This is a genomic window from Streptomyces sp. NBC_01006 (genome assembly GCF_045162725.1).
GTDB lineage: Bacteria > Actinomycetota > Actinomycetes > Streptomycetales > Streptomycetaceae > Streptomyces.
Genome location: NZ_CP108700.1, coordinates 7437005 through 7459589 on the forward strand (window position 1 = coordinate 7437005; position 22585 = coordinate 7459589).

The 22585-nt window shown below is 68.6% G+C and carries 24 protein-coding genes and 3 pseudogenes; 9 read left to right on the plus strand and 18 right to left on the minus strand.

Translation table 11 applies throughout. The annotated features are described in order from the left end of the window. Window positions 1-14 precede the first annotated feature (14 nt). Window positions 15-317, plus strand: a complete 303-nt coding sequence (locus OG509_RS33870; RefSeq protein WP_406186395.1) for a DUF1876 domain-containing protein — start codon at window positions 15-17, stop codon at window positions 315-317. A 327-nt stretch (window positions 318-644) separates the two neighbouring features. Here OG509_RS33870 and OG509_RS33875 read toward each other — a convergent pair whose 3' ends face one another. From OG509_RS33875 to OG509_RS33945, 15 genes and pseudogenes are all read right to left on the minus strand, one after another. Further along, on the minus strand, window positions 645-1640 hold the full coding sequence (locus tag OG509_RS33875; RefSeq protein WP_406186396.1) for an Acg family FMN-binding oxidoreductase: 996 nt from the start codon (window positions 1638-1640) through the stop codon (window positions 645-647). 27 nt (window positions 1641-1667) lie between these two features. After that, window positions 1668-2543: a universal stress protein gene (locus tag OG509_RS33880; protein WP_406186397.1), complete on the minus strand. Its 876-nt coding sequence runs from the start codon at window positions 2541-2543 to the stop codon at window positions 1668-1670. 54 nt (window positions 2544-2597) lie between these two features. After that, complete coding sequence (locus OG509_RS33885) at window positions 2598-3485, minus strand: universal stress protein (RefSeq protein WP_406186398.1); 888 nt, start codon at window positions 3483-3485, stop codon at window positions 2598-2600. Between the two features lie 2 nt (window positions 3486-3487). Continuing rightward, on the minus strand, window positions 3488-4156 hold the full coding sequence (locus tag OG509_RS33890) for a DUF4389 domain-containing protein (protein WP_406186399.1): 669 nt from the start codon (window positions 4154-4156) through the stop codon (window positions 3488-3490). A gap of 13 nt (window positions 4157-4169) precedes the next feature. Then, window positions 4170-4826 carry a CBS domain-containing protein gene (locus OG509_RS33895; protein WP_406186400.1) on the minus strand — a complete coding sequence of 219 codons (657 nt, stop codon included), beginning with the start codon at window positions 4824-4826 and terminating at the stop codon, window positions 4170-4172. Window positions 4827-4835: 9 nt separating this feature from the next. Further along, the gene (locus OG509_RS33900; protein WP_406186401.1) at window positions 4836-5465 is read right to left on the minus strand and encodes a CBS domain-containing protein; all 630 of its coding nucleotides are present in this window, start codon (window positions 5463-5465) and stop codon (window positions 4836-4838) included. A gap of 11 nt (window positions 5466-5476) precedes the next feature. Next, window positions 5477-6079 carry a CBS domain-containing protein gene (locus OG509_RS33905; protein WP_406186402.1) on the minus strand — a complete coding sequence of 201 codons (603 nt, stop codon included), beginning with the start codon at window positions 6077-6079 and terminating at the stop codon, window positions 5477-5479. A gap of 391 nt (window positions 6080-6470) precedes the next feature. Then, the gene (locus OG509_RS33910; protein ID WP_406186403.1) at window positions 6471-7340 is read right to left on the minus strand and encodes a universal stress protein; all 870 of its coding nucleotides are present in this window, start codon (window positions 7338-7340) and stop codon (window positions 6471-6473) included. Window positions 7341-7450: 110 nt separating this feature from the next. Further along, window positions 7451-7702, minus strand: a complete 252-nt coding sequence (locus OG509_RS33915; protein WP_373914477.1) for an acyl carrier protein — start codon at window positions 7700-7702, stop codon at window positions 7451-7453. After that, window positions 7699-8262 (minus strand): 2-oxo acid dehydrogenase subunit E2, encoded by a 564-nt coding sequence (locus tag OG509_RS33920; protein WP_406187762.1) that lies wholly within the window; start codon window positions 8260-8262, stop codon window positions 7699-7701. Before OG509_RS33920 ends, OG509_RS33915 begins: the two co-directional genes overlap by 4 nt. 229 nt (window positions 8263-8491) lie before the next feature. Then, a pseudogene (locus OG509_RS33925) lies at window positions 8492-9028 on the minus strand (E3 binding domain-containing protein); the annotation flags it as partial. Between the two features lies 1 nt (window position 9029). Continuing rightward, window positions 9030-10034: an alpha-ketoacid dehydrogenase subunit beta gene (locus tag OG509_RS33930; protein ID WP_406186404.1), complete on the minus strand. Its 1005-nt coding sequence runs from the start codon at window positions 10032-10034 to the stop codon at window positions 9030-9032. Beyond that, entirely contained in the window at window positions 10031-11110 is a 1080-nt protein-coding gene (gene pdhA, locus OG509_RS33935) for a pyruvate dehydrogenase (acetyl-transferring) E1 component subunit alpha (protein WP_406186405.1), read from the minus strand. The genes OG509_RS33930 and pdhA overlap by 4 nt, the downstream gene beginning before the upstream one ends. 25 nt (window positions 11111-11135) lie before the next feature. Further along, window positions 11136-12929: an acetate--CoA ligase gene (gene acsA, locus OG509_RS33940; RefSeq protein WP_406186406.1), complete on the minus strand. Its 1794-nt coding sequence runs from the start codon at window positions 12927-12929 to the stop codon at window positions 11136-11138. Between the two features lie 121 nt (window positions 12930-13050). Then, window positions 13051-13737 carry a CBS domain-containing protein gene (locus OG509_RS33945; protein WP_406186407.1) on the minus strand — a complete coding sequence of 229 codons (687 nt, stop codon included), beginning with the start codon at window positions 13735-13737 and terminating at the stop codon, window positions 13051-13053. A gap of 268 nt (window positions 13738-14005) precedes the next feature. On the opposite strand from OG509_RS33945, the gene OG509_RS33950 reads away from it, so the two are divergent. The 6 genes and pseudogenes from OG509_RS33950 (at window position 14006) to OG509_RS33975 (ending at window position 19595) form a co-directional block, all read left to right on the plus strand. Beyond that, window positions 14006-14908: a universal stress protein gene (locus OG509_RS33950; protein ID WP_406186408.1), complete on the plus strand. Its 903-nt coding sequence runs from the start codon at window positions 14006-14008 to the stop codon at window positions 14906-14908. Further along, entirely contained in the window at window positions 14905-15765 is an 861-nt protein-coding gene (locus tag OG509_RS33955; RefSeq protein ID WP_406186409.1) for a universal stress protein, read from the plus strand. Before OG509_RS33950 ends, OG509_RS33955 begins: the two co-directional genes overlap by 4 nt. A gap of 14 nt (window positions 15766-15779) precedes the next feature. Further along, window positions 15780-17156: pseudogene (locus OG509_RS33960) on the plus strand (HAD-IC family P-type ATPase); the annotation flags it as partial. A gap of 46 nt (window positions 17157-17202) precedes the next feature. Next, window positions 17203-17520, plus strand: a complete 318-nt coding sequence (locus tag OG509_RS33965; protein ID WP_406187763.1) for a cation transporting ATPase C-terminal domain-containing protein — start codon at window positions 17203-17205, stop codon at window positions 17518-17520. Between the two features lie 38 nt (window positions 17521-17558). After that, window positions 17559-17792 (plus strand): annotated as a pseudogene (locus OG509_RS33970) (DUF1918 domain-containing protein); the annotation flags it as partial. Window positions 17793-17861: 69 nt separating this feature from the next. Next, complete coding sequence (locus tag OG509_RS33975; RefSeq protein ID WP_406186410.1) at window positions 17862-19595, plus strand: GAF domain-containing protein; 1734 nt, start codon at window positions 17862-17864, stop codon at window positions 19593-19595. 14 nt (window positions 19596-19609) lie between these two features. On the opposite strand, the gene OG509_RS33980 is transcribed toward OG509_RS33975, so the two are convergent. The 3 genes from OG509_RS33980 to OG509_RS33990 all read right to left on the minus strand — a co-directional run bounded on the left by OG509_RS33980 (window position 19610) and on the right by OG509_RS33990 (window position 21527). Next, a complete protein-coding gene (locus OG509_RS33980) occupies window positions 19610-20302 on the minus strand; it encodes a response regulator (protein WP_406186411.1) in 693 nt (230 codons plus the stop codon). A 75-nt stretch (window positions 20303-20377) separates the two neighbouring features. Next, on the minus strand, window positions 20378-21022 hold the full coding sequence (locus tag OG509_RS33985; protein WP_406186412.1) for a CBS domain-containing protein: 645 nt from the start codon (window positions 21020-21022) through the stop codon (window positions 20378-20380). A gap of 40 nt (window positions 21023-21062) precedes the next feature. After that, window positions 21063-21527 carry a Crp/Fnr family transcriptional regulator gene (locus tag OG509_RS33990; RefSeq protein WP_406186413.1) on the minus strand — a complete coding sequence of 155 codons (465 nt, stop codon included), beginning with the start codon at window positions 21525-21527 and terminating at the stop codon, window positions 21063-21065. A 182-nt stretch (window positions 21528-21709) separates the two neighbouring features. Here OG509_RS33990 and OG509_RS33995 point away from each other — a divergent pair, with 182 nt between their 5' ends. Together OG509_RS33995 and OG509_RS34000 are read left to right on the plus strand one after the other, a co-directional pair. Then, entirely contained in the window at window positions 21710-21994 is a 285-nt protein-coding gene (locus OG509_RS33995) for an SHOCT domain-containing protein (protein ID WP_267838611.1), read from the plus strand. A gap of 156 nt (window positions 21995-22150) precedes the next feature. After that, window positions 22151-22555, plus strand: coding sequence for a pyridoxamine 5'-phosphate oxidase family protein (locus OG509_RS34000; protein ID WP_406186414.1), 405 nt, complete (start codon window positions 22151-22153; stop codon window positions 22553-22555). Window positions 22556-22585: the final 30 nt, after the last annotated feature.

A 22585-nucleotide genomic window follows, 5' to 3' on the forward strand; every position in this document is an offset into this window, starting at 1 on the left:
ACCGGAGGCACGCCATGACACACACCGCTGAATGGAAGGTCCGTCTCTACCTCTTCGAGGAGGACCAGACGACCAAGGCCCGCCTCGAACTGGACACCGGCACGAACAAGCTCACCGGCCACGGCACCGCCCGCTGCGCACCCCAGGACAAGGACGTGCCGGAAATCGGCGACGAACTCGCCGTAGCACGGGCCATGGAGAACCTGGCCCAGCAGCTGAAACGAACGGCCTATGGAGATATGCAGGCCGTCGGGGCGCCGTCGCATGAGGAATCCCCGAAGCCGTATTCGGGCTGGCTTGATATGGAGGCCTCTTAGGTGTCCACTGGCGGCACCGGACGGGGGCGGGGGCGGTCGTCATCTATCCGTGTGCCGGGAGGGGGCGGTGGCACCCAAGGTCCGCCGGGCGGCGCGCGGCGCTTCTTCCCATCCGGTGAGTCTGCCCTCGGTGACGAGGCCGTACCACTGCTCAAACCGGCTCGTGGTGGCGATGTCCGCGCGCTCCTGAAGCCGGAGAAGCTCCTCCAGGTTGGAAGCGGTCACATGGCACCACGCTCGCGCAGGCGCCAGGGCTGCTCCGGTACGGCACGCGCGCTGCTGCGCACACCTCACCCCGTCGCCCAGCATCGGGCCTCCTTTGGCAACTCATCGGACGTCGAGGACTTCGGCTACGGGGCGCCGGGGCGTTGCAGGCCCCTGGGGGCCGTAGCCGAGCCGGATGACCATCTGGACGTGGCTCATCGCGGAGCCCGGGTCGCGCACCGTCCAGCGGAGTTCGGGCCACTCGAGCGGCTGTGAGGTCATGGAAGTGACCAGGCCGTCGGCAGTGGCCTGGAGCAGGACTCGCTCCAAGGCCTGTCCTGCGCGCAGCCAGTCCTCGGGTCCGTCCCCGGAGGTACCCAGCAGTGCGATCTGGGGTCGCCGTTCGAAGGCGGCCCACCCGCGGCCGGGTACGGACTGGGAGCGGCCGAAGTCGCGTACGGCGCCGCCCCGGCCGGACTGCTTGGGCCCGAAGGCGTAGGCCGGGATGCCGTCGGGTCGGACCTGCCCTTCCGGCGTGCCGGAATGTGTCCACGCCACCGTCTCCGCCCGCATGACGGGATCCATCTCCTCGCGGTGCTCGGAGTCGTGGATCAGGCCGAGGACGGTCTCGGTGTGCCAGGCTTCCGGGACTGCCAGACGGCAGCCCTCCAGGAGAGCGGCGGCCCGCAGACCGTCCAGCAGGGCGGGTGGTACCTCCTCCTCCCTGAACGGGAATCGGCTGGAGTGACGTCGCCGCACGGCCGGGTGCAGGGCGGCAAGAGCCCGCTCGGTGTCCGTCACTTCTGGTTTCCGGAGACTCACTGTGGCCAGGAGCCACGGGGAGCCTTCGTCGGGCAGCATCCGTACGGCAGGCTCCCAGCCCGCCCAGGCGGCGGACACCCGCAGGTTGAACAACGCGGCGGCGCAGCCCAGGTGGAGGGCGCGGTGGTCCGGGTCGGCGTGGGGCATCGCCCGGCCGGGGTCGCCGTGGAGTTCGATGACTCCGGTGTCCGGCTGGAAGACGAATCTCCAGGGTTGGGCGTTGTGCATGGACGGCGCCATGACGGCGTCCTCGATGAGGGGGAGGACTTCTGATACGTCCGGGAGAGTTGTGGTCATGAGACTTTCCTGCCTGGGCGGTGGACCTCACTCGTGGGCGACCACGGCAACCGGCGCTGCCGCATGGTGCATCACAGCGTGTGCGATCGGGCCGATGTGGGTGCCGTATGCGGAGTGGCGTATACGCCTGCCGACGATGACGAGGGCGGCGCCGGTGGCGGCATCGAGGATCTGGATCGCTGCCTGACCGGTGGTCACGCGCGGTTCGACGGCCACCGAAGGGAACTTGTCCTGCCACGGGCTCAGGACTTCGTTCATCGCCGTGCTGATGCCGTGAGCCATCTCCGACTGCACTCCGGGGTCGAGGATCGGCGCATAGCTGAGGATCGGCGGCGGAGACCATCCGTGCACGACGATGAGCGGACAGACGCGGTGGGCTGCTTCTTCGAATGCGAAGGCGAGGAGTCTGTCGCAAGGGTGGTGGATGTCGATCCCGACCACGACCGGCGCCCGGTCACGGTCACGGACGGCTGGGGTCCCCGTGTTGTCGGCTGACCGTACGAGCACGACCGGGCGCTCGGCCTCTGCGATGGTGGCGGCGCCTGTGGATCCGACGAGAAAGCCGGCGATGCTGCCGAGCCCGCGGGAGCCGAGTACGAGCATGTCGGAATCTTTCGCGGCGGACGCCAGAGCCAAAGAGGGCAGGCCCCCCACCCGGCGCGTGGAGATCTCCAGCGAAGGATGCTCGCGCCGCAGCTCGTCGGCTGTATCGCGGAGGATGCCTTCGGCCCAGTGGCGGCGTTCCTCGGTGGTCGCGACGGGCAGCGGCGGATTCTCCAGCCATTCCTCGGCGTGGACCAGATCCAGGGACGCACTCCGGAGCTCGGCCTCATGGGCCGCCCAGCGGGCCGCCGCAGTACTTTCAGGGGAGCCGTCCAGGCCCACGGTCACTTGGCTCGTCATGAGGTACATCTCCTTCGATGAAGCGGTTTTCTCGCTTCCTACGGCCTGGCTTCACTATTGGTGTGCGATGACGGCGACAGGCGCCCGGGCGTGGTGGAGGACCGCGTGAGTGATCGGGCCGATGTGCGCGCCGACGGAAGAACGGCGGATGCGTCGGCCGACGATGATGAGTCCCGCTTCGGATCCGCTTTCCACGAGCTGCCAGGCGGCATGGCCGGCCGTCGCACGCGCGGCGACGTGGACGCCCGGGTATTTTTCACGCCAAGGCTCGAGCATCTCGTCCAGGCCGGCTTTCGCGCTGATGTCGAGTTGTGCGTGGATCCTCGGGTCGTACGCAGCTCCGTACCCCATCAGCGGGGGAAGAGTCCAACTGTGCTGCACACGCAGTGTGCAGGACCGCCGGGATGCCTCCTCGAATGCGAAGGCCAGTAGCGCTTCGCAGGGCTGCCTGGTGTCGACGCCTACGACCAGCTCACGGTCTCTGTGGCGGTCCTGGGGGTGCGCAATCGCATCCTCGCCCACGCGCACCAGCACGATGGGTCGCTCTGTCGAGTGGATGACTGCCATACCGACGGAGCCGAGGACGAAGCCGGCGAGGGTGCCGAGCCCCCGGGAGCCGAGGACGAGCATGTCTGCGGTGGCTGCCACCGCAGCCAGGGTTTTCGCCGGCCGGTCGTCGAGTGACCGGGTGCTGACGCTCAGTTCGGGATGCCTGTCGCGGAGCTCGTCTGCAGCGTCGCGCAGGAGCGCCTCCGCCCACCGAGAGCGCATGTCGGCACTGGTGACGGGGGTGAGGTCGAGGGGGGACGCCCACTCTTCTGCGTGGACGAGATGGAGTGGAACCTCACGCAGGAGTGCCTCCCGCGCGGCCCAGTGGGCTGCTGCCGCACTCTCTGCCGAGCCGTCGAGGCCGACGGCGACGAGTCCGTTCATGATGGCCATCCTCATGCTTCTCTGACGGGGTTCGGCACGCGGTCGGGGGGCTCCTCTCCCCCCATGTCCAGGCGGAACGGCGGGTATACGTCGGTCATGAGACCGGAATAGGCCGCAACGCGCAGCACCCACCTGTTGAGCCCGATGACGAGGTCGAACAGATCGCGTGGGTACTTCTCGGTGAAGGCCAGCGTGACGACCGCGATGAGCGCGAGGAGACCGATCAGGCCGCCGCCCCACCAGCCGCCTCGCACGGCACCGGTGAAGAAGCCGATCACGAGGTAGTGCGGGATGGCGAGCAGCCACCACTTCACCAGGACCAGGCCCCGGGAGAGGCGCTCGGGGTAGGCGATGTCCAGCCGGGCCGGATAGTCGGGTTCGGGGCCGAGGCTGAACGGCGGGTACCTGTCGGTGCCCAGCGCTCCGTAGGCGTAGTACGACACACGCCACGACCAGCGCAACACACCGAGGTTGAAGTCGAAGAGGGGGCGCGGGTACCGCTCGATGAGGAGGATGGCGAAGAACGCGATCACGCTGATGACGACGAAGGCGATCCAAAGGAAGAGCAGCACGATGTAGTGCGGAACTGCAAGGACCCATTTGATCAGCCAGAGCCACCGGGACAAGGGAGAGTCCAGCCGGGCCGAGACCAGGACCGGGTGGAGGGCGCTTGGCATCATGAGGCTCAGCTCCTCAGGGTGCGAGGGTGTCGTCGACGGCGAAGCCGAGCTGCTCCTTCACCGAGACCACGCCGTCCACCGTGCGGCAGAGCCTTTCGATGACCGGGATGAGGCTCTTGAACTGCACCGTTCCGTGCAGCTGGACCCGGCCGTCGGTCACGTCCACGGTGATGGCGGTGGAGCTCTGGCGCAGGGTGCGGTCGAGGATGTCACTCGTGATCTCGTGGCGGATCGCATCGTCGTCACGGAGGAAGATGCGCAGCAGATCCCGCCGGCTGACGATGCCGACCAGCGTGTCCGTCTCGTCGACGACGAGGAGACGTTTGACGCCTTGCGCTTCCATCAGCCTGGCGGCTTCGGCGACGGTCCAGTCGGGTCTGGCGCATACGGGAGGAGCAGACATCAGCTCTTCGGCACGCAACCCCGCTGCCTTCTCCTCTTGCCACGCTTCCCGTTCGGGCAGCGACCGGAAGTAGTCACCTTGGCCTGCGGACTTCGGCAGGAGGTCCCCTTCCGAGATCAGTCCGAGGGGATGCCCCGCGGTGTCGACGACGGGGACTGCCGACACCTGGTGTTCCAGGAGTGTCCGGACGATGTCCTTGAAGGCGGCGTTCTGGGGGACGGTGACGACCTCCCGGGTCATCAGCTCGCTCACTTCTCGATGCCTCACGGTCTTCTCCTACCGCTCGGTGGCCGTCGGCGAGCCGAGCGACATGTCTTCATGCTCGTAGTTGAGCCGATCGATCACGTCCACCACTCCGTCGACGCTCTGGCACAGCCGCACGACGATGGGGACGAGGCTGTGTCGTACCACCGTGCCGCTGAGGGTCACCACGCCATCGGTGACCTCGACGGTCAGAGCGGAAGGGCTGAGCCGGAGTGTGCGGGTCAGTACGTCTTCGAGGATCTCTTCCTGGATCGCGTGGTCACGGCGCAGGAAGAGTTGAAGGAGGTCGCTGCGGCTCAGGATCCCGATGAGCCGGCCGGTGGCGGCGTCCACCACGGGCAGTCGCTTGACCGAGTGTTTGCGCGTGACGCGCGCCGCGCGGACGACGCTCCACTCGGGATCAGCGGTGATGGCCGGGCTGGTCATGACGTCGGATGCGGTGGTCGTGCCACTTCCGCCATCACGTCTGCGGAGCAGGTCCGCTTCGGAGACGACGCCCACGGGACGCTCGGACTCGTCCACGACGGGCACAGCGGTGATGTCGAACTCGTCGAGGAGCCGGGCGATCTCCTTGAACGGGGTGCCGCGCTGGACACTGACGGCTGTCGGAGTCATCAGTTCGGCGACGCTGCGGTGCCTCATCGTCGTCCTCCCTATGCGGGAACTTCGACGTCGAACTGCGCCGTGACGTCCACGACTCCCGGTACCGTGCGTGCGACACGCATCAACACGTCCCGCAGAGTCGCGTCGGGGACGGAGCCGTGGAGGTAGACGATTCCGTTTGCGACGTGGACGTGTACCTCGGCCGAACCGGCGGGGATGAGCTCAGCCATGATCAGCTCACGGAGCTCCTCTCCGATGTCAGCATCGGGGCGGAGGTAGATCTTCAGAAGATCCCCACGGCTGACCACCCCGACGAGGCGGCCGTCGCCGTCGACCACAGGGAGCCGCTTCAAGTGGCCGTGGGCCATCAGGCGGGCGGCGCCCGGGATGGTGGCGTCCTTGCGCACCGTCACGGCCGGTACGGTCATCAGCTCGCCTGCGGTGACGGCGCGGGACTCGTCCGCGCCCTGCGCCTTGAGCAGCAGGTCCGCTTCGGAGACCACGCCGGCGACCCGTCCGTCTTCTGACAGGACGGGCAGCGCACTGATCCGCCATTGCCGCATGGTCTCCACCACGTCCTTGAATTGTGCTCCGCGATCGACGGAGATGACGGCATGCGTCATTACGTCGTCGACGGTGCGCAGGTGCTTCATGACGCCTCCTGAAATATCAGCCCGTATTTCGATCCTCGATATCGCCGTCCTCCGGAGGTAGGGCCGTCCGGGGTCCGCTGGGGACTGACCGGCCCTGTTGGCCGCGTACTGGCGGTGCTTGAATGAAATTGACGGAAAGAGTCCTTACGGATGCGGAGAAGCGGCTGGCGGCCGTGCACCGCGCAATCTGGATCCGCGAGAAGCGGGCGGACCCTTTCCGCCTTTGCAGCGTGGCGTGCTGGTCCACGTCGGCCGTCCCGCGCATGTGGTCCCGACCGTCGGTGCCGGGAAGGCCGGCCTGCCGGCGGAGCAGGCGGCCTCCGAGATGAGGCCGATGGGGTGGTGGCGAGTGCGATGCGGCATGGCCTGATCTCCCTTGCATGCGGGTCCGTCAGTCGTGGGCGATGACGGCGACAGGTGCGGCGGCATGGTGCAGAACGGCATGAGCCACCGGTCCGAGATGCGCGCCCAGAGGCGAGCGGCGCAGATGCCGGCCGACGACAACGAGGTCCGCGCCGGCTGAAGCCTGGACGAGCTGCGGGCCGGCAGGCCCCATGAACGCGTTGTGGGTGACCCGCACGGACGGGAACTTGGAACGCCACGGCAGCAGCGTTTCGTCCAGCATCTGCGTGACACTCCGGCCGATGTCACGTTCGTTGTCGGGGTCGAAGAAGGGGACGTACTCGTAAGCGGATGGAAGCTTCCAGCCGTGGACCGCCCGCAGGGCGCAATCGCGACGGGAGGCTTCCTCGAAGGCGAACGCGAGGACCTTGTCGGCCGCCTCGTGGATGTCGACACCCACGACGATCTCGCCGTACCGGGTGGGCTCCGCGTCCGCCGTTTCATCCGATGCCCGTACGAGGGCCACCGGGGTCTCGGTGGCTGCGACCGTCGACATGCCCACCGAGCCGATGAGGAAGCCGACCAGGCCGCCAATGCCTCGGGAACCGAGGACGAGCAGCCCCGCGTCGATCGCCTCAGCGGCAAGCGCCGCGGCAGGCCTACCGGACAGACACCTCGTGGTGATCTCCACATCTGGGTGACGGGGACGTACGTCCTCCAGCGCATCGGTAAGAGCTTCGTCGGCCCACCGGTCGGCCGCCTCGTGGCCCAGCCGCGGTATGGCAGGGCTGATCGGCCAGTCGACAGCGTGGACGAGCCTCAGCGACACCCGCCGCAAGGCCGCCTCCCGGGCTCCCCAACGGGCGGCCGCCATGCTCTCGGGAGAGCCGTCGATGCCGACGGTCACGTGATGTTTCATGGCGGGACCTCCTGCGCGCCGCGGGTCTGCGGTCTGGCTCTCAGCGTGGCCTGCGTGGCCAGGGTCGGAGGAGGGGCCAAATGGTCCCTCGTGGGACCGACCAGCCCCGACTACGCCGGGGAAGTGTGCGAGGCGATGTAGTCCGCGCAGCCGTTCAAGGTGTTCAGGGCGGGATAGTCCGTCTCCGGGAGGGGGAGGCCGGTGCGGCCGCTCAGTGCCTCGACGAGGTTGAGGAAATCCAGCGAGTCCATCTCCAGGGTGTCCCGGAAGTTCTCGTCGGGCGAGAGTGCGGTCGGGTCGGCGCCCGGGACCACCTCCGTCAGAACTTCCTTGATCAATTCGAGAGCCGCATCACGGTTCACAGGTCCTCCGGTCGCTGGAGCAGTCGGTCAATTACGGTCAGGAAGCGGGCGCCGGTCGCACCGTCGCTCGCACGGTGGTCGGCGGAGAGCGTGGCCGTCACGGTCGGGTGGACCGTGAGCATTCCGTTCACGGCCACCGGCTGCTCGATGACGCGTCCCAGTCCGACGAGCGCGACCTGGGGTGGGTAGATCACCCCGAAGACGGCCTCCACACCCTGGTCGCCGAGGTTGGTCACCGTGAGGGTCGGGTCGGTGGTCTCCGAAGCACGCAGGCGTCCGCCGCGCGCCCGAGAGACGAGGTCCCTGAGCGCCTCCATCAGTTCCGGCAACGGCATGGTGTCGGCGTCCGCCAGTGCGGGCGCTGTCAGGCCACCGCCGCGCAGGGATACTGCGATGCCGAGTCGTACTCCGCTCGCCCGGACGAACGCGTCGTTCTTCCAATGGCCGTTCAGTTCCGGGACCTGGTGGGCGGCCAGTGCTACGGCCTTCAGCAGCAAGGCGACCGGCACGAGCCGCTGCGCCACCGGCTTGCCCGCATTCTGGTCGCGCATCCACGTCATGGCGGCGGCGAGGTCCACCTTCGTGGACAGGTAGTAGTGGGGGATTTCGCGTTTCGCCCGCCATCAGCGCTGCGATCGCCGCACGCGCGCCCGGAGCGGACTCGGCCGGCGATGCGAGCACCGGTTTCTCCACCGGCTCCTGCGGTTCCGCCTCACGAGGCAGATGATCCACCGCCGCAGCACGTACGTCGTCCGCCCTGATGGTGCCGTTGCGCCCTGTGCCCCGTAGGCCCCCCAGATCGACGCCCATCGACTGAGCCAGGCGGCGCGCGAGCGGCGATGCCCGCAGCCGGTGCGGCGGCTCGGTCGGTGCGTGTTCGACGTCGTAGCGGGTGATCCGCCCTCCCTTGCCGGATCCGTGGACGGTGGACAGGTCGATGCCCTTCTCCTCGGCCAGGTGCCGCACGAGAGGGGTGGATACGGCCCTCTCGGTCCGCGTGACGGGCCGACTGGGGGCGGGCTGCAGGTCGGGAGGAGGAGCCGGGGCGGGTGTGATGGGCTGCTTGGCCGCAGGGCGGGCGGGAGGGGCAACGGCCGAGTCAATGGATGCCATCGGTGTGCCGACCGGCACGGTAGTGCCTGGCTCTACCAGGAGGGCGCTGATCGTCCCCGAGTCGAAGCACTCGACCTCGATCGTCGATTTGGCCGTCTCCACGACGGCGACGACATCCCCCTTCGTCACCGTGTCGCCCGGGCCGACCAGCCACTCGACCAGAGTGCCCTCTTCCATGTCCGCACCGAGGGAGGGCATGGTGAATTCGGCCATGTCAGCTCACCGTCCGGCGGACCGCGTCCGCGATGGTCGCGACTTGGGGCAGTGCCGCCTCTTCGAGTTGTCGGGCATAGGGGATGGGTACCTCCGCGCTGCAGACGCGTTCCACCGGAGCATCGAGTTCGTAGAAGGCCTGCTCGGTGATGCGGGACGAGACCTCCGCGGCCAGACTGCCGCTGCGCCAGGCCTCGTCGATGATCACCGCCCGGTGGGTGCGACCGACGGAGGCCATGATGGTGGCATCGTCGAGGGGCCGCAGGGTACGCAGGTCGACGACCTCCGCGCTGATGCCCTCCCCGGCGAGGACGTCCGCTGCAGCCATGGCCTTGGGCAGCGAGCCTCCGTACGTGATGACGGAGATGTCCGTGCCGGGCCGGCGTACGGCGGCGGTGTCGAGGTCGACGGCTTCGATGGTGCTGTCCAGTACGCCCTCCGCGTTGTAGAGGCTGCCGTGCTCGAAGATCAGTACCGGGTCCGGGTCGGCTAGAGCAGCCGCGAGCATGTGCCGCGCGTCGTCCACGGTCGCGGGGGCGAGTACCCGGATCCCGGGGATGTGGGCGTACCAGCCTTCGAGGCTGTGGGAGTGCTGGGCACCGAGCTGCCGCCCCGCTCCGGTGGTCATGCGGATGACCACGGGGACGCCCAGTTGCCCTCCCGACATGTGCAGCAGGGTGGCCGCGTTGTTGAGGATCTGGTCCAGTGCGAGAAGACTGAAGTTGACGGTCATGATCTCGACCACCGGTCGCATTCCGCCGAGCGCGGCGCCGATGCCCGCACCCACGAACCCCGACTCGGACAGAGGAGTGTCGCGGATCCGTTCGGGTCCGAACTCCTCGAGGAGTCCGAGACTGACCCCGAAGCATCCGCCGTATTTCCCGACGTCCTCGCCCATGAGGAAGACTCGTTCGTCCTCGTGCATGGCCTCGCGAAGCCCTTCGCGCAGCGCTTCCCGGTACGTGGTCGGCGGCGGAGCCCCGGCGGATGACTTTCGCGTGCTCATGTGGTGCTCCCGGGTGCGCTCGTGACGAAGCGAAGCAGGTCCGCGACGGGCTCCATGGGCGCGTCCTCCGCCGATCGGACAGCCCGGTCGATCTCGCCGAGTACTCCCTTGTCGAGCTCCTCCATCGTCCGGTCGTCGAGCCGGCCGTCCGTACGCATCAGGTCGGCCAGCCCCTGGACGGGGTCGCGGCCCTTCCACGCCTCGATTTCGGACTTGGCCCGGTAGCGGTCCGGGTCGTACATGGAGTGGGCGCGGAACCGATACGTCTGTGCCTCGATGAAATGCGGTCCGTTGCCCGCGCGTACGGACTCCACCGCCCGCCGCACGGCTGCTTCGACTGCGAGCACGTCCATGCCGTCGACCGTCCAGGCAGGCATGCCGTAGGACGCGGCGCGCATGGCGAGGTTGGTCTGCGCGTGCTCCCGGGCCAGGCTCGTCCCCATGGCGTACAGGTTGTTCTCGCAGACCAGCAGCAGGGGCAGCTGCCACAAGGCCGCGAGATTGGCCGTCTCGTGGAACTCGCCTTCGGCGAAGGCGCCGTCGCCGAAGAAGCAGCAGGTGACATGAGTGCTGCCGCGCATCCGGTCGGCGAGGGCGAGCCCCGCTGCCAAGGGCAGCCCGCCGGCCACGATGGCGTTGCCCCCATAGAAGCGGCGGTCCGCGTCGAACAAGTGCATGGAGCCGCCGCGCCCGCGGCTGCACCCCGTGGCCTTGCCGTACATCTCCGCCATCACGGCCTCGGCGGGAACTCCCCTGGCCAGTGCGTGCCCGTGCTCGCGATAGGTGGACACCACGGCGTCCTCCTCGCCCAACGCCTGGTTGACGCCCACGGCGACGGCTTCCTCGCCGATGTAGAGATGAACGAAGCCGCGGATCTTCGTGCTGCTGTACAGCTCGACGCACCGCTCCTCGAAGCGGCGGATGGTGAGCATCTGCCGGAGCAGGGAGAGGTGATGGTCGGGTGAGGGAAGGCTGTCGGGAGCGCCGCGCGCGGGGGCCGAGCCTGCCTTCCTGCGTCCGCTCTTGCGTGCTGCCCGACGGGCTTTCCCTTCCGTCTGCGCGCTGGTGCTGCTCATCGTTCCGCCTTCTCTCGCGAGCGGGTCATCCGGGGTTCTCAAGCGTGGACAGGTCCCCTTCGGGCAACCCCAGTTCCCGGGCCCGCAGCAGTCGGCGCATCACCTTGCCGCTGCGGGTCTTGGGGAGGTTCTGATCGAACTCGATCTCTCTGGGGGCCACTGCGGGGCCCAGCCGCCGGCGTGCGAACGCCAGAAGCTCTCGCTTGAGGGGCGCGTCGGGGACGACCCCCGGACGCAGGGAGACGAAGGCCTTGACGACGGCTCCGACGACCGGGTCCGGGCGGCCGATCACGCCGGCTTCCGCGACGGCGGGGTGCTCCATCAGCGCGCTCTCCACCTCGAACGGGCCGATGAGGTGCCCTGCCGACTTGATGACGTCATCGGCGCGGCCGACGAACCAGAACCAGCCGTCCTCGTCGCGCTTCGCGAGATCGCCCGTGAGGTACCAGCCGTCCGCGAAGCACGCCGCGTAGCGTGCCCCCTCGTTCAGATAGCCCCGGAACATGGAGGGCCAGCCCGGACGGAGCGCCAGCTCTCCCTCGACACCCGCTTCGCCGATCACGCGCACGCGCCCGTCGGTGATCTCTGCGCGGCCGTCCTCGCCGCGTTGCAGTAGCGCGGCCTCGACTCCGGGCAGTGGGCGCCCCATCGAGCCCGGACGGATGTCACTGGAGGCAAAGTTGGCGATCATGATGGCGCCGGTCTCCGTCTGCCACCAGTTGTCATGAATGGGCAGACCGAGGACATCCTGCCCCCACAGCACGGCTTCGGGGTTCAGCGGCTCGCCCACGCTGGCGATGAATCGGAGGGCCGACAGGTCGTACGGCCCCGGGAGCTCCCGGGTACCCTCCCTGGGCGTGGCGCGCATCAGCATGCGGACGGCCGTCGGGGCCGTGTACCAGACGGTGACTCGCTCGCTGTCCAGGATCCGGTACCACCGGTGTACATCGAAGTCGCCCTCGTCCACCACGACCGTCGCGCCGTGGGTGAGCGGGGCGATGATCCCGTACGAGGTGCCCGTCACCCACCCGGGGTCCGCCGTGCACCAGTAGACGTCCTCCTGGCGAAGGTCGAGCGCGAAGGCCGCCGTCGCGTGGTGGGCCACGACCGCCTCGTGCACATGGACCGCGCCCTTGGGGGCACCGGTCGTGCCGCTCGTGAAATGCAGCAGCGCCATGTCCTCCGGATCGGTGGGCGGCACGACGTACTCCTGCGGGGCATGCTCCATGAGCTCGGCGAAGGAAACGGTCCCCGGGGGTGGATCAGTGACCGGACCCACGAGCAGGACATGGTCCAGATGGGGCAGGCGGTGCCTGTTCTCCTCGACCTTGCGCCGGTACAGCGCCTCGGTGGTGACAAGGACCCGGGCATCGCCCAGCTCCAGCCGCTGGCGCACGGGCTCGGGCCCGAAGGCCGAGAAGAGCGGGCACAGCACGCGCGCGCTGCGCAATGTGCCCAGGACAGCCACATACAGTTCAGGGCAGCGGCCGAGGAGCGTGAAGACCCTCTCCTGCCGGCCCACGCCGAGGGTTGTGAGTGCGTTGGCGAAGCGGCCTGTGAGGCCGCCGAGCTCGCCATATGTGAGGTGGGTGACGGTGTCGTCGGCCGCGATGCAGCGGAGGGCCTCCCGCCCGCCGTGACCTGCCGCCAGGTGTCGGTCGACGGCCTCGTATCCGATGTTGAGCCCCTCTCCTCCGGGCAGCCCTGACAGCCAGGATCGAGCCTCGTCCCAGGTGAAGTCCGCGCGGGCACGCTCGTAGTCCTGGAGCATGAAGACGGCGTCCGGTCTGGGCTCTTTGCGGATGATCAGGTGGTCCATGACCGGGTCCTCGCCTCGCCTTGGAATCATCAAACAGACACCGTCACGCTTTGTGACGGCGGCAAACGCGGCTGCGCGGGCTCCAGGCGTCCCCCGGACGGTCCACGCTCGGCCCTCACGGTCACCAGGGCATCCCAAGGGGGCTGCGTGGCGGGGCAGCGAGCGGGGAGTCATCGACGCGAGCGGTCAGTCGGGGGACGACCCCGACCACGCCCTCGAGCTGACCGGTGAGGCGGACCAGGACCGGAACCTGGCTCTGTCTCTCCAGCCGGCCGTCCAGTGTGACGATGCCGTCCAGGACGTGGACGGTGACTGGGCCCGCGCCCAGCCCCATCGTGTCCGTGAGTATCTCCTCGACCACGCGGCGCCGTATCTCCGCGTCCGGTCGCAGAAAGAGCATGAGGAGATCACGACGGGTGACGATGCCGACGAGGCGGTCCTCCTCGTCCACGACCGGCAGCCGCTCGATGCCTCGGTGGGCCATCAGGCGGGCGGCGCCTGCCGCGGTCTCCTCCGCGTGGACTGTCACTGCCGGCGCGGACATGACCTCACCAGCGGTGAAGGACACCTCAGATGCGAATGTCCCTCGGCCGCCGGGCGCATCGCTCATCAGCGGATGCTCCGCCGTTTGCCGGACGATCAGGTCGCTTTCGGAGATGACGCCCAGTACCCGGTCCTCTTCGTCGAGGACCAGCAGTCCGCTGATGTCGTGCTGAGCGAGCAGCTTCGCGACATCCTTGAAGGAGGTGGAAGTGACGACCGAGACGACTTCGTCGGTCATCAGGTCTCCTACCTTGATGTGCTTCATGAGGCACCTCCCGTCGTCCCGGCGATCCGCACGGACGTGAAGGCCGGGGGTCGCTTGAGAACCACGATCCACCGACCCCTACCAGAGGAGGAGGGCCGAATGGTCCGGAGCCGGGACCGATCGGACCTGCCCCCACACATGCGGGCGCCTCTTTCCTGCTGAACCGGGACCTTTGGTCCCATTCGGGGACCTGGGCGGCCCTCTTGCTGCGGGAGTCCGCTGTGCCAGCGTGAGAGCCGGACCCTCGGCGGCTCTTTGAGGAGGAACCATGGAAGGCACCACGAGCAGCTCGGAACTGGGCTCCGTCGTAGTCGGCGTCGACGGCTCCGAGCCGGCCCGCCAGGCAGCGCTGTGGGCAGCGGCCGAGGCCGCGCGCCGCGAGCGCCCGCTGCACATCGTGTACGGGTCCGACACCGACGGCCGGGTCCTTTACGTTTCGGCGGAGACCATCGAGCAGGTCCGCCAGGCGGGCCGTGAACTGCTGGACACCACCGCCACCGCGGTGGCGGAGCAGTTCCCCGGCCTGCAGGTCAACACCGAGTTCAGCCGCAGCGCACCGGTCCCGAGCCTCCACCGGTCCGCGGGCCTCCACGGCACCATCGTGGTCGGCAACCGCGGCGCGGGCGGATTCAGCTCACTCATGCTCGGCTCGGTCGGGCTGAAGGTCGCTGCGGGCGCGAAGACGCCCGTCATCATTGTCAGAGGCATCGACAACGGCGCCGAGACGGGTGTGGTGCTTGCTGCCGTCCGCGATGAACACGACCTCGAATCCGCACGGTACGCCGCACGCGAGGCCGAGCTCCGCAAGGGCTCACTGCGGCTGCTGCACGTGTGGAACATCCTGCAGTCCGTCGGCATGGTCGCGACCATGCTCGACGACGTGGACCAAATCGCAGGCGAGCACGTCCATCACCTGAAGGCAGTGGGGGATCGGATCCGCGAGGAGTTCCCGAGCCTGACCGTGCAGGTGGACGCCGAGAAGAGCGTGTCCGTGGCCAGTGTCCTGGTCGAGGCCTCGCGCCGGGCGGACCTGCTGGTGATGGGCGGCCGACGCTCCCCCAGCTACCTCGGACCCACCCTCGGGCGTGTCACGCACACTCTGGTCCACCACGCGAACTGTCCCGTGCAGCTCATTCCGCGCCACAGCCAGGAGCACGGGAGCGAGTCGTGACGGCCCCGGGCGACCACGATGAGATCGTCGTCGGAATCGACCCGGCCAGGGACTGGCGAATGCCCCTGGCCTGGGCGGTGGATGAGGCCAGTCGACGCCGGATCGGACTGCGGCTCGTCGCCGCCGTATCCCCGCAGCACGACACGCAGCACGTCGACGGCACGCCCCGCAGCATGGCCCTGCACCAGGCCGCCTCGGAGGCCCTCAGCGCCGCTGCCGCCTGGAGCAGGGAGCGCCACCCGGAAGTCGAACCGGTCGCGGACCTGGTCGAAGGGTTCCCCGTTGCGGCGATAGGCCGAATGTCCAGGCAGGCCCGCATGATCGTCCTCGGTTCGCGCCACCTGAGCCGTACCTCGGAGTTCCTCAGCGCCGGCTCCCTCGTGGTCCCCGTCACCGCGCAAGCGCAGTGTCCGGTCGTGGTCGTGGGCGACGCCGAGCACGTGACACAGCAGCCGCCCTACCTGGTGGTGGGCATCGACGGTAGCGAATCATCGAAGGCGGCGCTGGCGCTGGCGTTCGAGGAGGCCGATCTCAGAGGAGCCAAGCTGCGTGCCGTTTCCGTGTGGCAGGCTCCGGTCTTCCTGCTCCATGACGAGGAGGTTGCGCTCCAGGCGCAGCGACGGATGTTGTCGGAGACGACGGCAGGCTGGTCGCAGAAGTACCCGGACGTCGTGTTGACACACGAGATACACATCGGACACCCGGTGGAGGAGCTTGCCGGTGCCGCCGAGCATGCACTTGCCGTGGTCGTGGGCCGGCGAGGCAGGGGGGGTTACAGCGGGATGCGGCTCGGTTCGGTCGTCCACGGGCTGCTGCACCGGGCGCACTGCCCGGTGATCACGGTTCCCGTCGTGTGAGGACTGCCGTGACGATGTCCGCCGCTCAGCAGGCGTCCGCTCCCGCAGGGCCCCACAGGGGGCTGACTGAGGCGGAGGCGGCGCGTCGGCTCGCGGAACACGGCCGCAACGAGGTGGCGGCCGCCAAGACCGTTCCGCTGTATGCCAGAGTGCTCGCGCAACTGAGGGATGCACTGATCCTCGTGTTGCTGGGAGCCGTCGTATTGACCCTCGCGATCGGCGACCATGCCGATGCGATGGTCATCGCTCTGGTGATCGTGGTCAACACCGCCGTCGGCGTCGCGCAGGAGGTCCGGGCCGACAATGCCGTGGCAGCCCTGTCCGCCCTGTCTGCCCCCAACGCCCGGGTGCTCCGCGACTCCGCCCCGGGGGAGGTTCCAGCCGCAGAAATCGTTCCCGGCGACGTACTGCTCCTCGGCGAGGGTGACATCGTCGCCGCCGACGCCGAACTTGCCGAAGCATCAGCCCTGTTGGCGGGCCGGCTGCTCGTGTGCCTGAAAGGCGCGCCGGAAGTAGTGCTGGACACAGCCATCCTCGGCGAGAGGCCCGATCTGCTCCACGGCGCCCGGCAGGAAGCAGCACTGCTGGCCTCCCACGGCTATCGGGTCCTGGCCGTCGCTACGGGCATACGGGACGACGTGCCGCGCCACGCCGCCGAAGCGGAATCGGGGCTGCGCCTGCTGGGCCTCGTAGCGATCCGCGACCCGCCCAAACCCCACGCAACCGCCACGCTCGCCGCCTGCCGCGCGGCAGGCATCACCCCGGTGCTCATCACAGGAGACCACCCCGCCACGGCACGGGCGATCGCGACACGCGTCGGACTGCTGGACGACGACCACACTGAGGAGCGCGTCGTCACCGGGCCGGACGTAGCAGCCGGACGGATCACCGACCTCACCGGCGTCAAGGTGTTCGCCCGCACCACCCCGCAGCAGAAATTGGACATCGTCGAGGCATGGCGCTCGCGTGGCGAGATCACCGCGATGACCGGCGACGGAGTCAACGACGGCCCGGCCCTCCGGCAGGCCGACATCGGCGTCGCCATGGGCCGACGCGGCACGGAGGTCGCCCGGCAGGCCGCCGACCTGGTGCTCACCGACGACGAGCTGTCGACCGTGGTCGCGGCCGTGGAGGAGGGACGGCGGGTCTACGACAACATCCGCCGCTTTCTCATTTACGGGCTGGCCGGCGGCGCGGCAGAGATTCTCGTGATGCTGGCCGGCCCCCTGCTGGGACTCGCCCTGCCGCTGCGGGCGGGGCAGATCCTGTGGATCAACCTCCTCACCCACGGACTGACGGGTGTGGCCATGGGAGCCGAGCCCGTCGAGCCAGGAGCCATGCGCAGGCCCCCGCGGCCACCGGGCCAGCAGATCCTCGGTGACGGAGCCTGGCAGCGGCTGCTCCTCCTCGCCGCTGTGGTCACCGCGTCGAGCCTCGGTGCCGGGGCCGTCGCGCGGCACTTGGGGCCTGCCGTGGCAGAGCGTCCTGTTCCTCGCCCTCCTGGCAGCCCAGCTGGGTGTCGTGCTGGGCCTGCGAACTCGTCTGCTGACCCGCGAGAACCTCTTCCTGCCGTTGTCCGTACTCGCGTCGGTGCTGCTCGCCGCGGCCGCGCTCTACGTGCCGTTCCTTCAGGCGGTGCTGGACACCGAGCCCCTCGGCTGGACCGGCGTCGGCCTCGCGGCAATCGCCGCCATCACCGCAGGCACCGCGGCCCGACTCTCGAGAACCGCATTCCACAAGGAGACAAGACGATGAACCCTGACACCACCGGAAGTGGCATCCATGCACACCTGGGGGACCAGATGGTCGTGGGCGGCCCCACTGTCGGCAAGCCCGGCCGTGACGGCGAAGTCGTCGGACTGCACCATGACGACGGCACTCCGCCGTATGACGTCCGCTGGTCGGACACCGGCCGCGTCACGCTCTACTTTCCCGGTCCGGATGCCCACGTCAGGCATTTGGGCGACGCCGAAGGAAAGCCGGCAGACCGCCAGACACAGCGGCGGCCGCACACCTCTCCGAAATGAACCCATCGCAACGCGGGGCTACCGTGGTGGGAGACGTCAGTTCCGTTCCCGCGTGCCCCTGGAGGTGCCATGGTCGGGGAGGGCCACGACACCCCACGCGCCCAGCTGCCTCGACTCAGGCTGGATGAACTGCTCGACGAACTTCAGGTGCGGATAGATGAGGTATGCGGTACCCGGGACCACCTGAACGGTCTCCTAGAAGCCGTGATGTCGATCGGTCATGAACTCGACCTGCCCCAGGTCCTGAATGGGATCGTGGAAGCCGCAGTGGTACTTGTGGACGCGGAGTACGGGGCCCTGGGAGTGATCGGGGACGACCGGACACTCGCGGAATTCCTCCCGGTCGGCATCAGCGACAAGCTGCGTGCCCAGATCGGTGATCTGCCTTCCGGACACGGCATCCTCGGAGAGCTGATCCGGCACCCGCAGCCGCTGCGCCTGACGGAACTGTCCGACCATCCGGCCTCGTACGGCTTCCCGGACCACCACCCACCCATGCACACCTTCCTCGGAGTGCCCATCCGGGTGCGCGAGGAGGTGTTCGGCAACCTCTACATCACCGAGAAGCGGGGCCGGGCGGACTTCGATGCCGAGGACGAGGCCGTCCTGTCGACCCTGGCTGTCGCTGCCGGAATCGCGATCGAGAATGCACGGCTCTTCGAGGAGGTCCGGCTCAGGGAACACTGGCTGGAGGCCAGCTCCGACTTCACGAACGAGCTGCTGTCCGGCTCCTCCGAGACCCAGGTACTGGAAGGGATGCTGGAGCGGGCCTGCGAGATCACCGTGGCCGACATGGGCGTCTTCTACCTCGTCGGCCCGGGCGGCGAGCTGCGCGGCTCGCTGGCCCTCGGCGAGGGAGCCGAGGCACATCGGGGCATCGTGCTGCCGAGCAGTGAGGGCACCCTCGCCGCAGCGGCCCTCGCCCAGGACGGATTGATCACGGTCCCGGACGTCGAGAGCGACGAGCGCGTGACCGTACAGCCGGAGCGGTGGAAGGGCTTCGGGTCCGCGGTAGCGGTCACGGTGGGCACAAAGGAGCGGCTGAGCGGCGTACTGATGCTGGCCCGTCGACGCGGTCGTGCACCGTTCGCGGCTACGGAGACCTTGGCCTTGCCTGGCTTCGCGGGGCAGGCCGCGATCGCCCTGGAGCTTGCCGATCGCCGGCGGGACGCGGAGCAGATGAGTCTGCTCGAGGACCACGACCGCATTGCCCGGGACCTGCATGACCTCGCGATCCAGCGGCTGTTCGCCACTGGAATGACCTTGCAGAGCGCCCAACGCTTCGTGGAGCACCCCGAGGCGTCCGAGAGATTGAGACGGGCCATTGACGACCTCGACAGCACCATCAAGATCATCCGGTCGACCATCTTCGGCCTTCGAGAACACGAGATGCCGGATGCGGAGCCGAAACTCAGGCTCCGCGCAGTCCGAGCGGTTGACGAGGCCGCTGCCGTGCTGGGCTTCGCCCCCGCCTTGCGGATGGAGGGACTGGTAGAAACCGACGTGCCAGTGTCAGTGGCCGATGAGGCGCTGGCCGTGATCGGTGAGGCGCTCAGCAACGTCGTTCGGCACGCACGTGCCCAGCATACGGAAGTCTCCATCGCGGCGGTCGACGGCGTACTCGTGGTCACCGTGACCGACGACGGGGTCGGACTCCCAGAACATGGGCGCCGCAGCGGGCTCCGCAACCTGGCCGAGCGGGCAGAGAAGCTGGGCGGCCGACTGACCGTCTCGACACGAGGCGCGGCGGGACACGGCACCCGCCTCGAATGGACGGTTCCCTTGCCCAGGGCCGATGCCTGACCCCGTAGCGGTTGTCAGGGCTTGCCCGCTTCGTGCTCGTGTACTTGGGCGGCGATGACCGCGGCTTGGACCCGGCGTTCGACGCCCAGTTTGCCGAGCAGCCGGGAGATGTGGTTCTTGACGGTCTTCTCGGACAGATAGAGCTGCTTGGCGATCTGCCGGTTGGTCAGGCCGCTGCCGATGAGTTCTAGGACGGCCCGCTCGCGCTCAGTGAGCCCGGTGAGGCGCTCGTCCTCCGGCGGCTTGGCGGCTTCCGGGTCCCGCAGTGAGTGCATGAGCCGGGCGGTGGTTGCGGGGTCGAGCATCGACTGCCCCGTTGCGACCGTCCGCACGGCGGCGACCAGGTCGGATCCCTTGATCTGTTTGAGCACGTAGCCGGCGGCGCCGGCCATGATCGCGTCGAGGAGGGCGTCCTCGTCGTCGAAGGACGTGAGCATGAGGCAGGCGAGCTCCGGCATGCGCGAGCGCAGCTCGCGGCAGACGGTGATGCCGTCGCCGTCCGGCAGCCGTACGTCCAGGACCGCCACGTGCGGCCGCAGGGCCGGACCCCGGGCCAGAGCCTGCTCGGCGGTGGCGGCCTCGCCCACCACTTCGATGTCGGGTTCGGCGTCGAGGAGGTCGTGCAGCCCCCGGCGGACGACCTCGTGGTCGTCCAGGAGGAACACCCTGATGGGCGCCTCCGCAGAAGCAGCCGGTGTATCGGACATCCACGCCCCTGAGGTCTGTGTACGTCTCAGTCGCATTGTCGCAGAAAGGGTCGGAAAGTACCTGTGGGGAGCGGGTCACGCAGCCGTACCGACGGGACCTGCGAGCTCCATCCGCACGTCCACGACCCCTTCGACGGCGCGGACAGCACGGGCGATCAGAGGTGCCAGGGCTCGGTCCCGTAGGTCGCCCCGAAGGGTGACGACGCCCTCCTCGACCGTGCAGTCGATGCCTACCGGGGGAGCCAGTTCCGCGAGGACGGCATTGCGGACCTCGTCTTCGATCTCCTCGTCGGGCCGCAGGAACACCTTGAGCAGGTCACTACGGCTGACGACGCCCTCCAGCAGGCCGATGGCATTGACCACCGGCAGCCGCTTCACGCCCTTCCTGGCCATGATGCGGGCGGCTTCGGCGATCGTGGCGTCCGGGTGCACGGTGACGGCAGGACTGGACATGAGCTCCTCGGCGAGCACCGCGCCGGCCTTGGATGCCTCCTCCAGCTGCTCGGGCAGTCTCGGGTCGTCCTGCCGGAACTCCTCCTTGGGCAGAAGATCGGCCTCGGAGACGACGCCCACGACCCGGCCCTCTCCTTCGAGTACCGGCAGTGCGCTGACCTTCCACTGATGCATCAGCTCGACGATCTCCTTGTACGAGGCCTCGCGGCCGATGGCCACGGCGGTCTGGGTCATGACATCACTGACGGTGTACTGGGATGCGGGCATGGCCGGCTCCCTCGCATGATCTCGACGGGGAGGATCCGGTTCACAGCGAGCTGCCGCTGCCGTGAGGCGCGTAGAGGTCGAGGAGCCGGACCCTGGCGGCCACGAGCCGGTGGGCGAGCACCTGACCCACCCAGTGGTCCATTGCGGAGCCGAATCGGGGGTCGGCCTCCATCATCGTGCGCACGGCGGCCGCATCGAACTCGTGGGCGAGTACAGGGCTCGTCGCCTCCGCACCGAAGTGCCAGGTGTAGGGAGGGAACAGCCAGGACCAGCCGACCAGCTCGCCGGAACCAAGAGTCTCGATCACCGCAGCCTGTCTGCCGGGCACGTGGACGTCGAGGCCGACCGTGCCGGATCGCACGATCCAGAACCGGTCGGCGTGGCCTCCCTCATTGAAGAGGCGGGTACCTACCGGAAAACCGACCTCACGCGCGATGTCCGTCAGACGGGCGCGGTACTCCGCCGACAGGGCGGTGGCGATCCGGGTGGGGGAATGTGTGCTCATCGCGGCCTCCGTTCGAGTCCGCCTTCAGTCTGGGACACGGCAGGGCTGCGGGGATGGGCCGATCGGCCCTGGTCGTGACCCCGACCGGCCCATGCCCTGACGCCGCAGGCCGGTGGACAGTAGGAACACGCGGGACCTGCCCTGTGGCCGAGTCCCAAGCCGTTGCCCCAGGAGCGTGAACCATGTTCTGGTACGAACACGGAATGGGCGGATGGGGCTGGGTCGCCATGTCGTTCAGCATGGTCCTCCTCGTCGCTCTGGCCGTCATGGCAGTCGTTCTGCTCCTCCGCAGCGTCGACCGTTTCCCCTCAGGCCCGGTAGAGCCCCGCGCTACGCCTTCCGCCAAGCAGGTGCTCGCCGAACGGTTCGCCCGAGGGGAGATCGACGAGGAAGAGTTCGAACGGAGTCTGACCGTGCTGCGTGAGCACGGGCCTGGTCGAAGCCGGCCCGGACCGGGGGAGGGCTGAACCCGGCCCTACGAGAGGGAGGCAAGGCGCGTCAGGAAGCCTCCCGGTCTCGCGATCAATCGGGAAGAGGGAGCCGACCAAGGGGCGCGAACGATGAACCACGAAGCGACGCGGCGACCAGATCTCAGCGGCCCGGATGGGGCGCCGACTCGGAGCATGAAGCCGTTGGACCGAAGCGAAGCACTGAGCCTGCTCGGCACGGTATCGCTGGGACGCATCGTCTTCACCGAGCATGCTCTCCCGGCCGTGAGGCTGGTCAACCATCTCGTGGACGGGGAGGACATTGTCGTCCGGCTCCAGGACGGCGGAGCGCTCGCTTCGCTCGTGGCGACGCCCGACGCCCCCGGGGTCGTTGTCGCCTACGAGGCAGATGTCGTAGACCCCGAGACCCGCCTCGGCTGGAGCGTCGTCGTCACCGGCTACGCCTCTCTGGTCGCAGAGGAGGACGGGGCGGACCCGTACGCGGCGTTGCTCGTGCCGTGGGTGCGTCAGACGATGACCAGGGCCCTGCGCATCAGGCCGGATCTTGTCACGGGCTTCCTGCTCGACGTGGCCGAGTAGTCGCCCCCGGACCCCTGGTCGGCGGCTTAC

Excerpts from the sequence above, each read along its gene's own strand:
- OG509_RS33890 (WP_406186399.1), bottom strand. The coding sequence starts at position 4,156 with ATGATGCCAAGCGCCCTCCACCCGGTCCTGGTCTCGGCCCGGCTGGAC.
- OG509_RS33945 (WP_406186407.1), bottom strand. The coding sequence starts at position 13,737 with ATGAAGCACATCAAGGTAGGAGACCTGATGACCGACGAAGTCGTCTCG.
- OG509_RS33880 (WP_406186397.1), bottom strand. The coding sequence starts at position 2,543 with ATGACGAGCCAAGTGACCGTGGGCCTGGACGGCTCCCCTGAAAGTACT.
- pdhA (WP_406186405.1), bottom strand. The coding sequence starts at position 11,110 with ATGAGCAGCACCAGCGCGCAGACGGAAGGGAAAGCCCGTCGGGCAGCA.
- OG509_RS33975 (WP_406186410.1), top strand. The coding sequence starts at position 17,862 with ATGGTCGGGGAGGGCCACGACACCCCACGCGCCCAGCTGCCTCGACTC.
- OG509_RS33995 (WP_267838611.1), top strand. The coding sequence starts at position 21,710 with ATGTTCTGGTACGAACACGGAATGGGCGGATGGGGCTGGGTCGCCATG.
- OG509_RS34000 (WP_406186414.1), top strand. The coding sequence starts at position 22,151 with ATGAAGCCGTTGGACCGAAGCGAAGCACTGAGCCTGCTCGGCACGGTA.
- OG509_RS33990 (WP_406186413.1), bottom strand. The coding sequence starts at position 21,527 with ATGAGCACACATTCCCCCACCCGGATCGCCACCGCCCTGTCGGCGGAG.
- OG509_RS33985 (WP_406186412.1), bottom strand. The coding sequence starts at position 21,022 with ATGCCCGCATCCCAGTACACCGTCAGTGATGTCATGACCCAGACCGCC.
- OG509_RS33885 (WP_406186398.1), bottom strand. The coding sequence starts at position 3,485 with ATGGCCATCATGAACGGACTCGTCGCCGTCGGCCTCGACGGCTCGGCA.
- OG509_RS33875 (WP_406186396.1), bottom strand. The coding sequence starts at position 1,640 with ATGACCACAACTCTCCCGGACGTATCAGAAGTCCTCCCCCTCATCGAG.
- OG509_RS33920 (WP_406187762.1), bottom strand. The coding sequence starts at position 8,262 with ATGACGTGGATGCGCGACCAGAATGCGGGCAAGCCGGTGGCGCAGCGG.
- OG509_RS33900 (WP_406186401.1), bottom strand. The coding sequence starts at position 5,465 with ATGAGGCACCGCAGCGTCGCCGAACTGATGACTCCGACAGCCGTCAGT.
- OG509_RS33980 (WP_406186411.1), bottom strand. The coding sequence starts at position 20,302 with ATGTCCGATACACCGGCTGCTTCTGCGGAGGCGCCCATCAGGGTGTTC.
- OG509_RS33930 (WP_406186404.1), bottom strand. The coding sequence starts at position 10,034 with ATGAGCACGCGAAAGTCATCCGCCGGGGCTCCGCCGCCGACCACGTAC.
- acsA (WP_406186406.1), bottom strand. The coding sequence starts at position 12,929 with ATGGACCACCTGATCATCCGCAAAGAGCCCAGACCGGACGCCGTCTTC.
- OG509_RS33905 (WP_406186402.1), bottom strand. The coding sequence starts at position 6,079 with ATGAAGCACCTGCGCACCGTCGACGACGTAATGACGCATGCCGTCATC.
- OG509_RS33950 (WP_406186408.1), top strand. The coding sequence starts at position 14,006 with ATGGAAGGCACCACGAGCAGCTCGGAACTGGGCTCCGTCGTAGTCGGC.
- OG509_RS33910 (WP_406186403.1), bottom strand. The coding sequence starts at position 7,340 with ATGAAACATCACGTGACCGTCGGCATCGACGGCTCTCCCGAGAGCATG.
- OG509_RS33870 (WP_406186395.1), top strand. The coding sequence starts at position 15 with ATGACACACACCGCTGAATGGAAGGTCCGTCTCTACCTCTTCGAGGAG.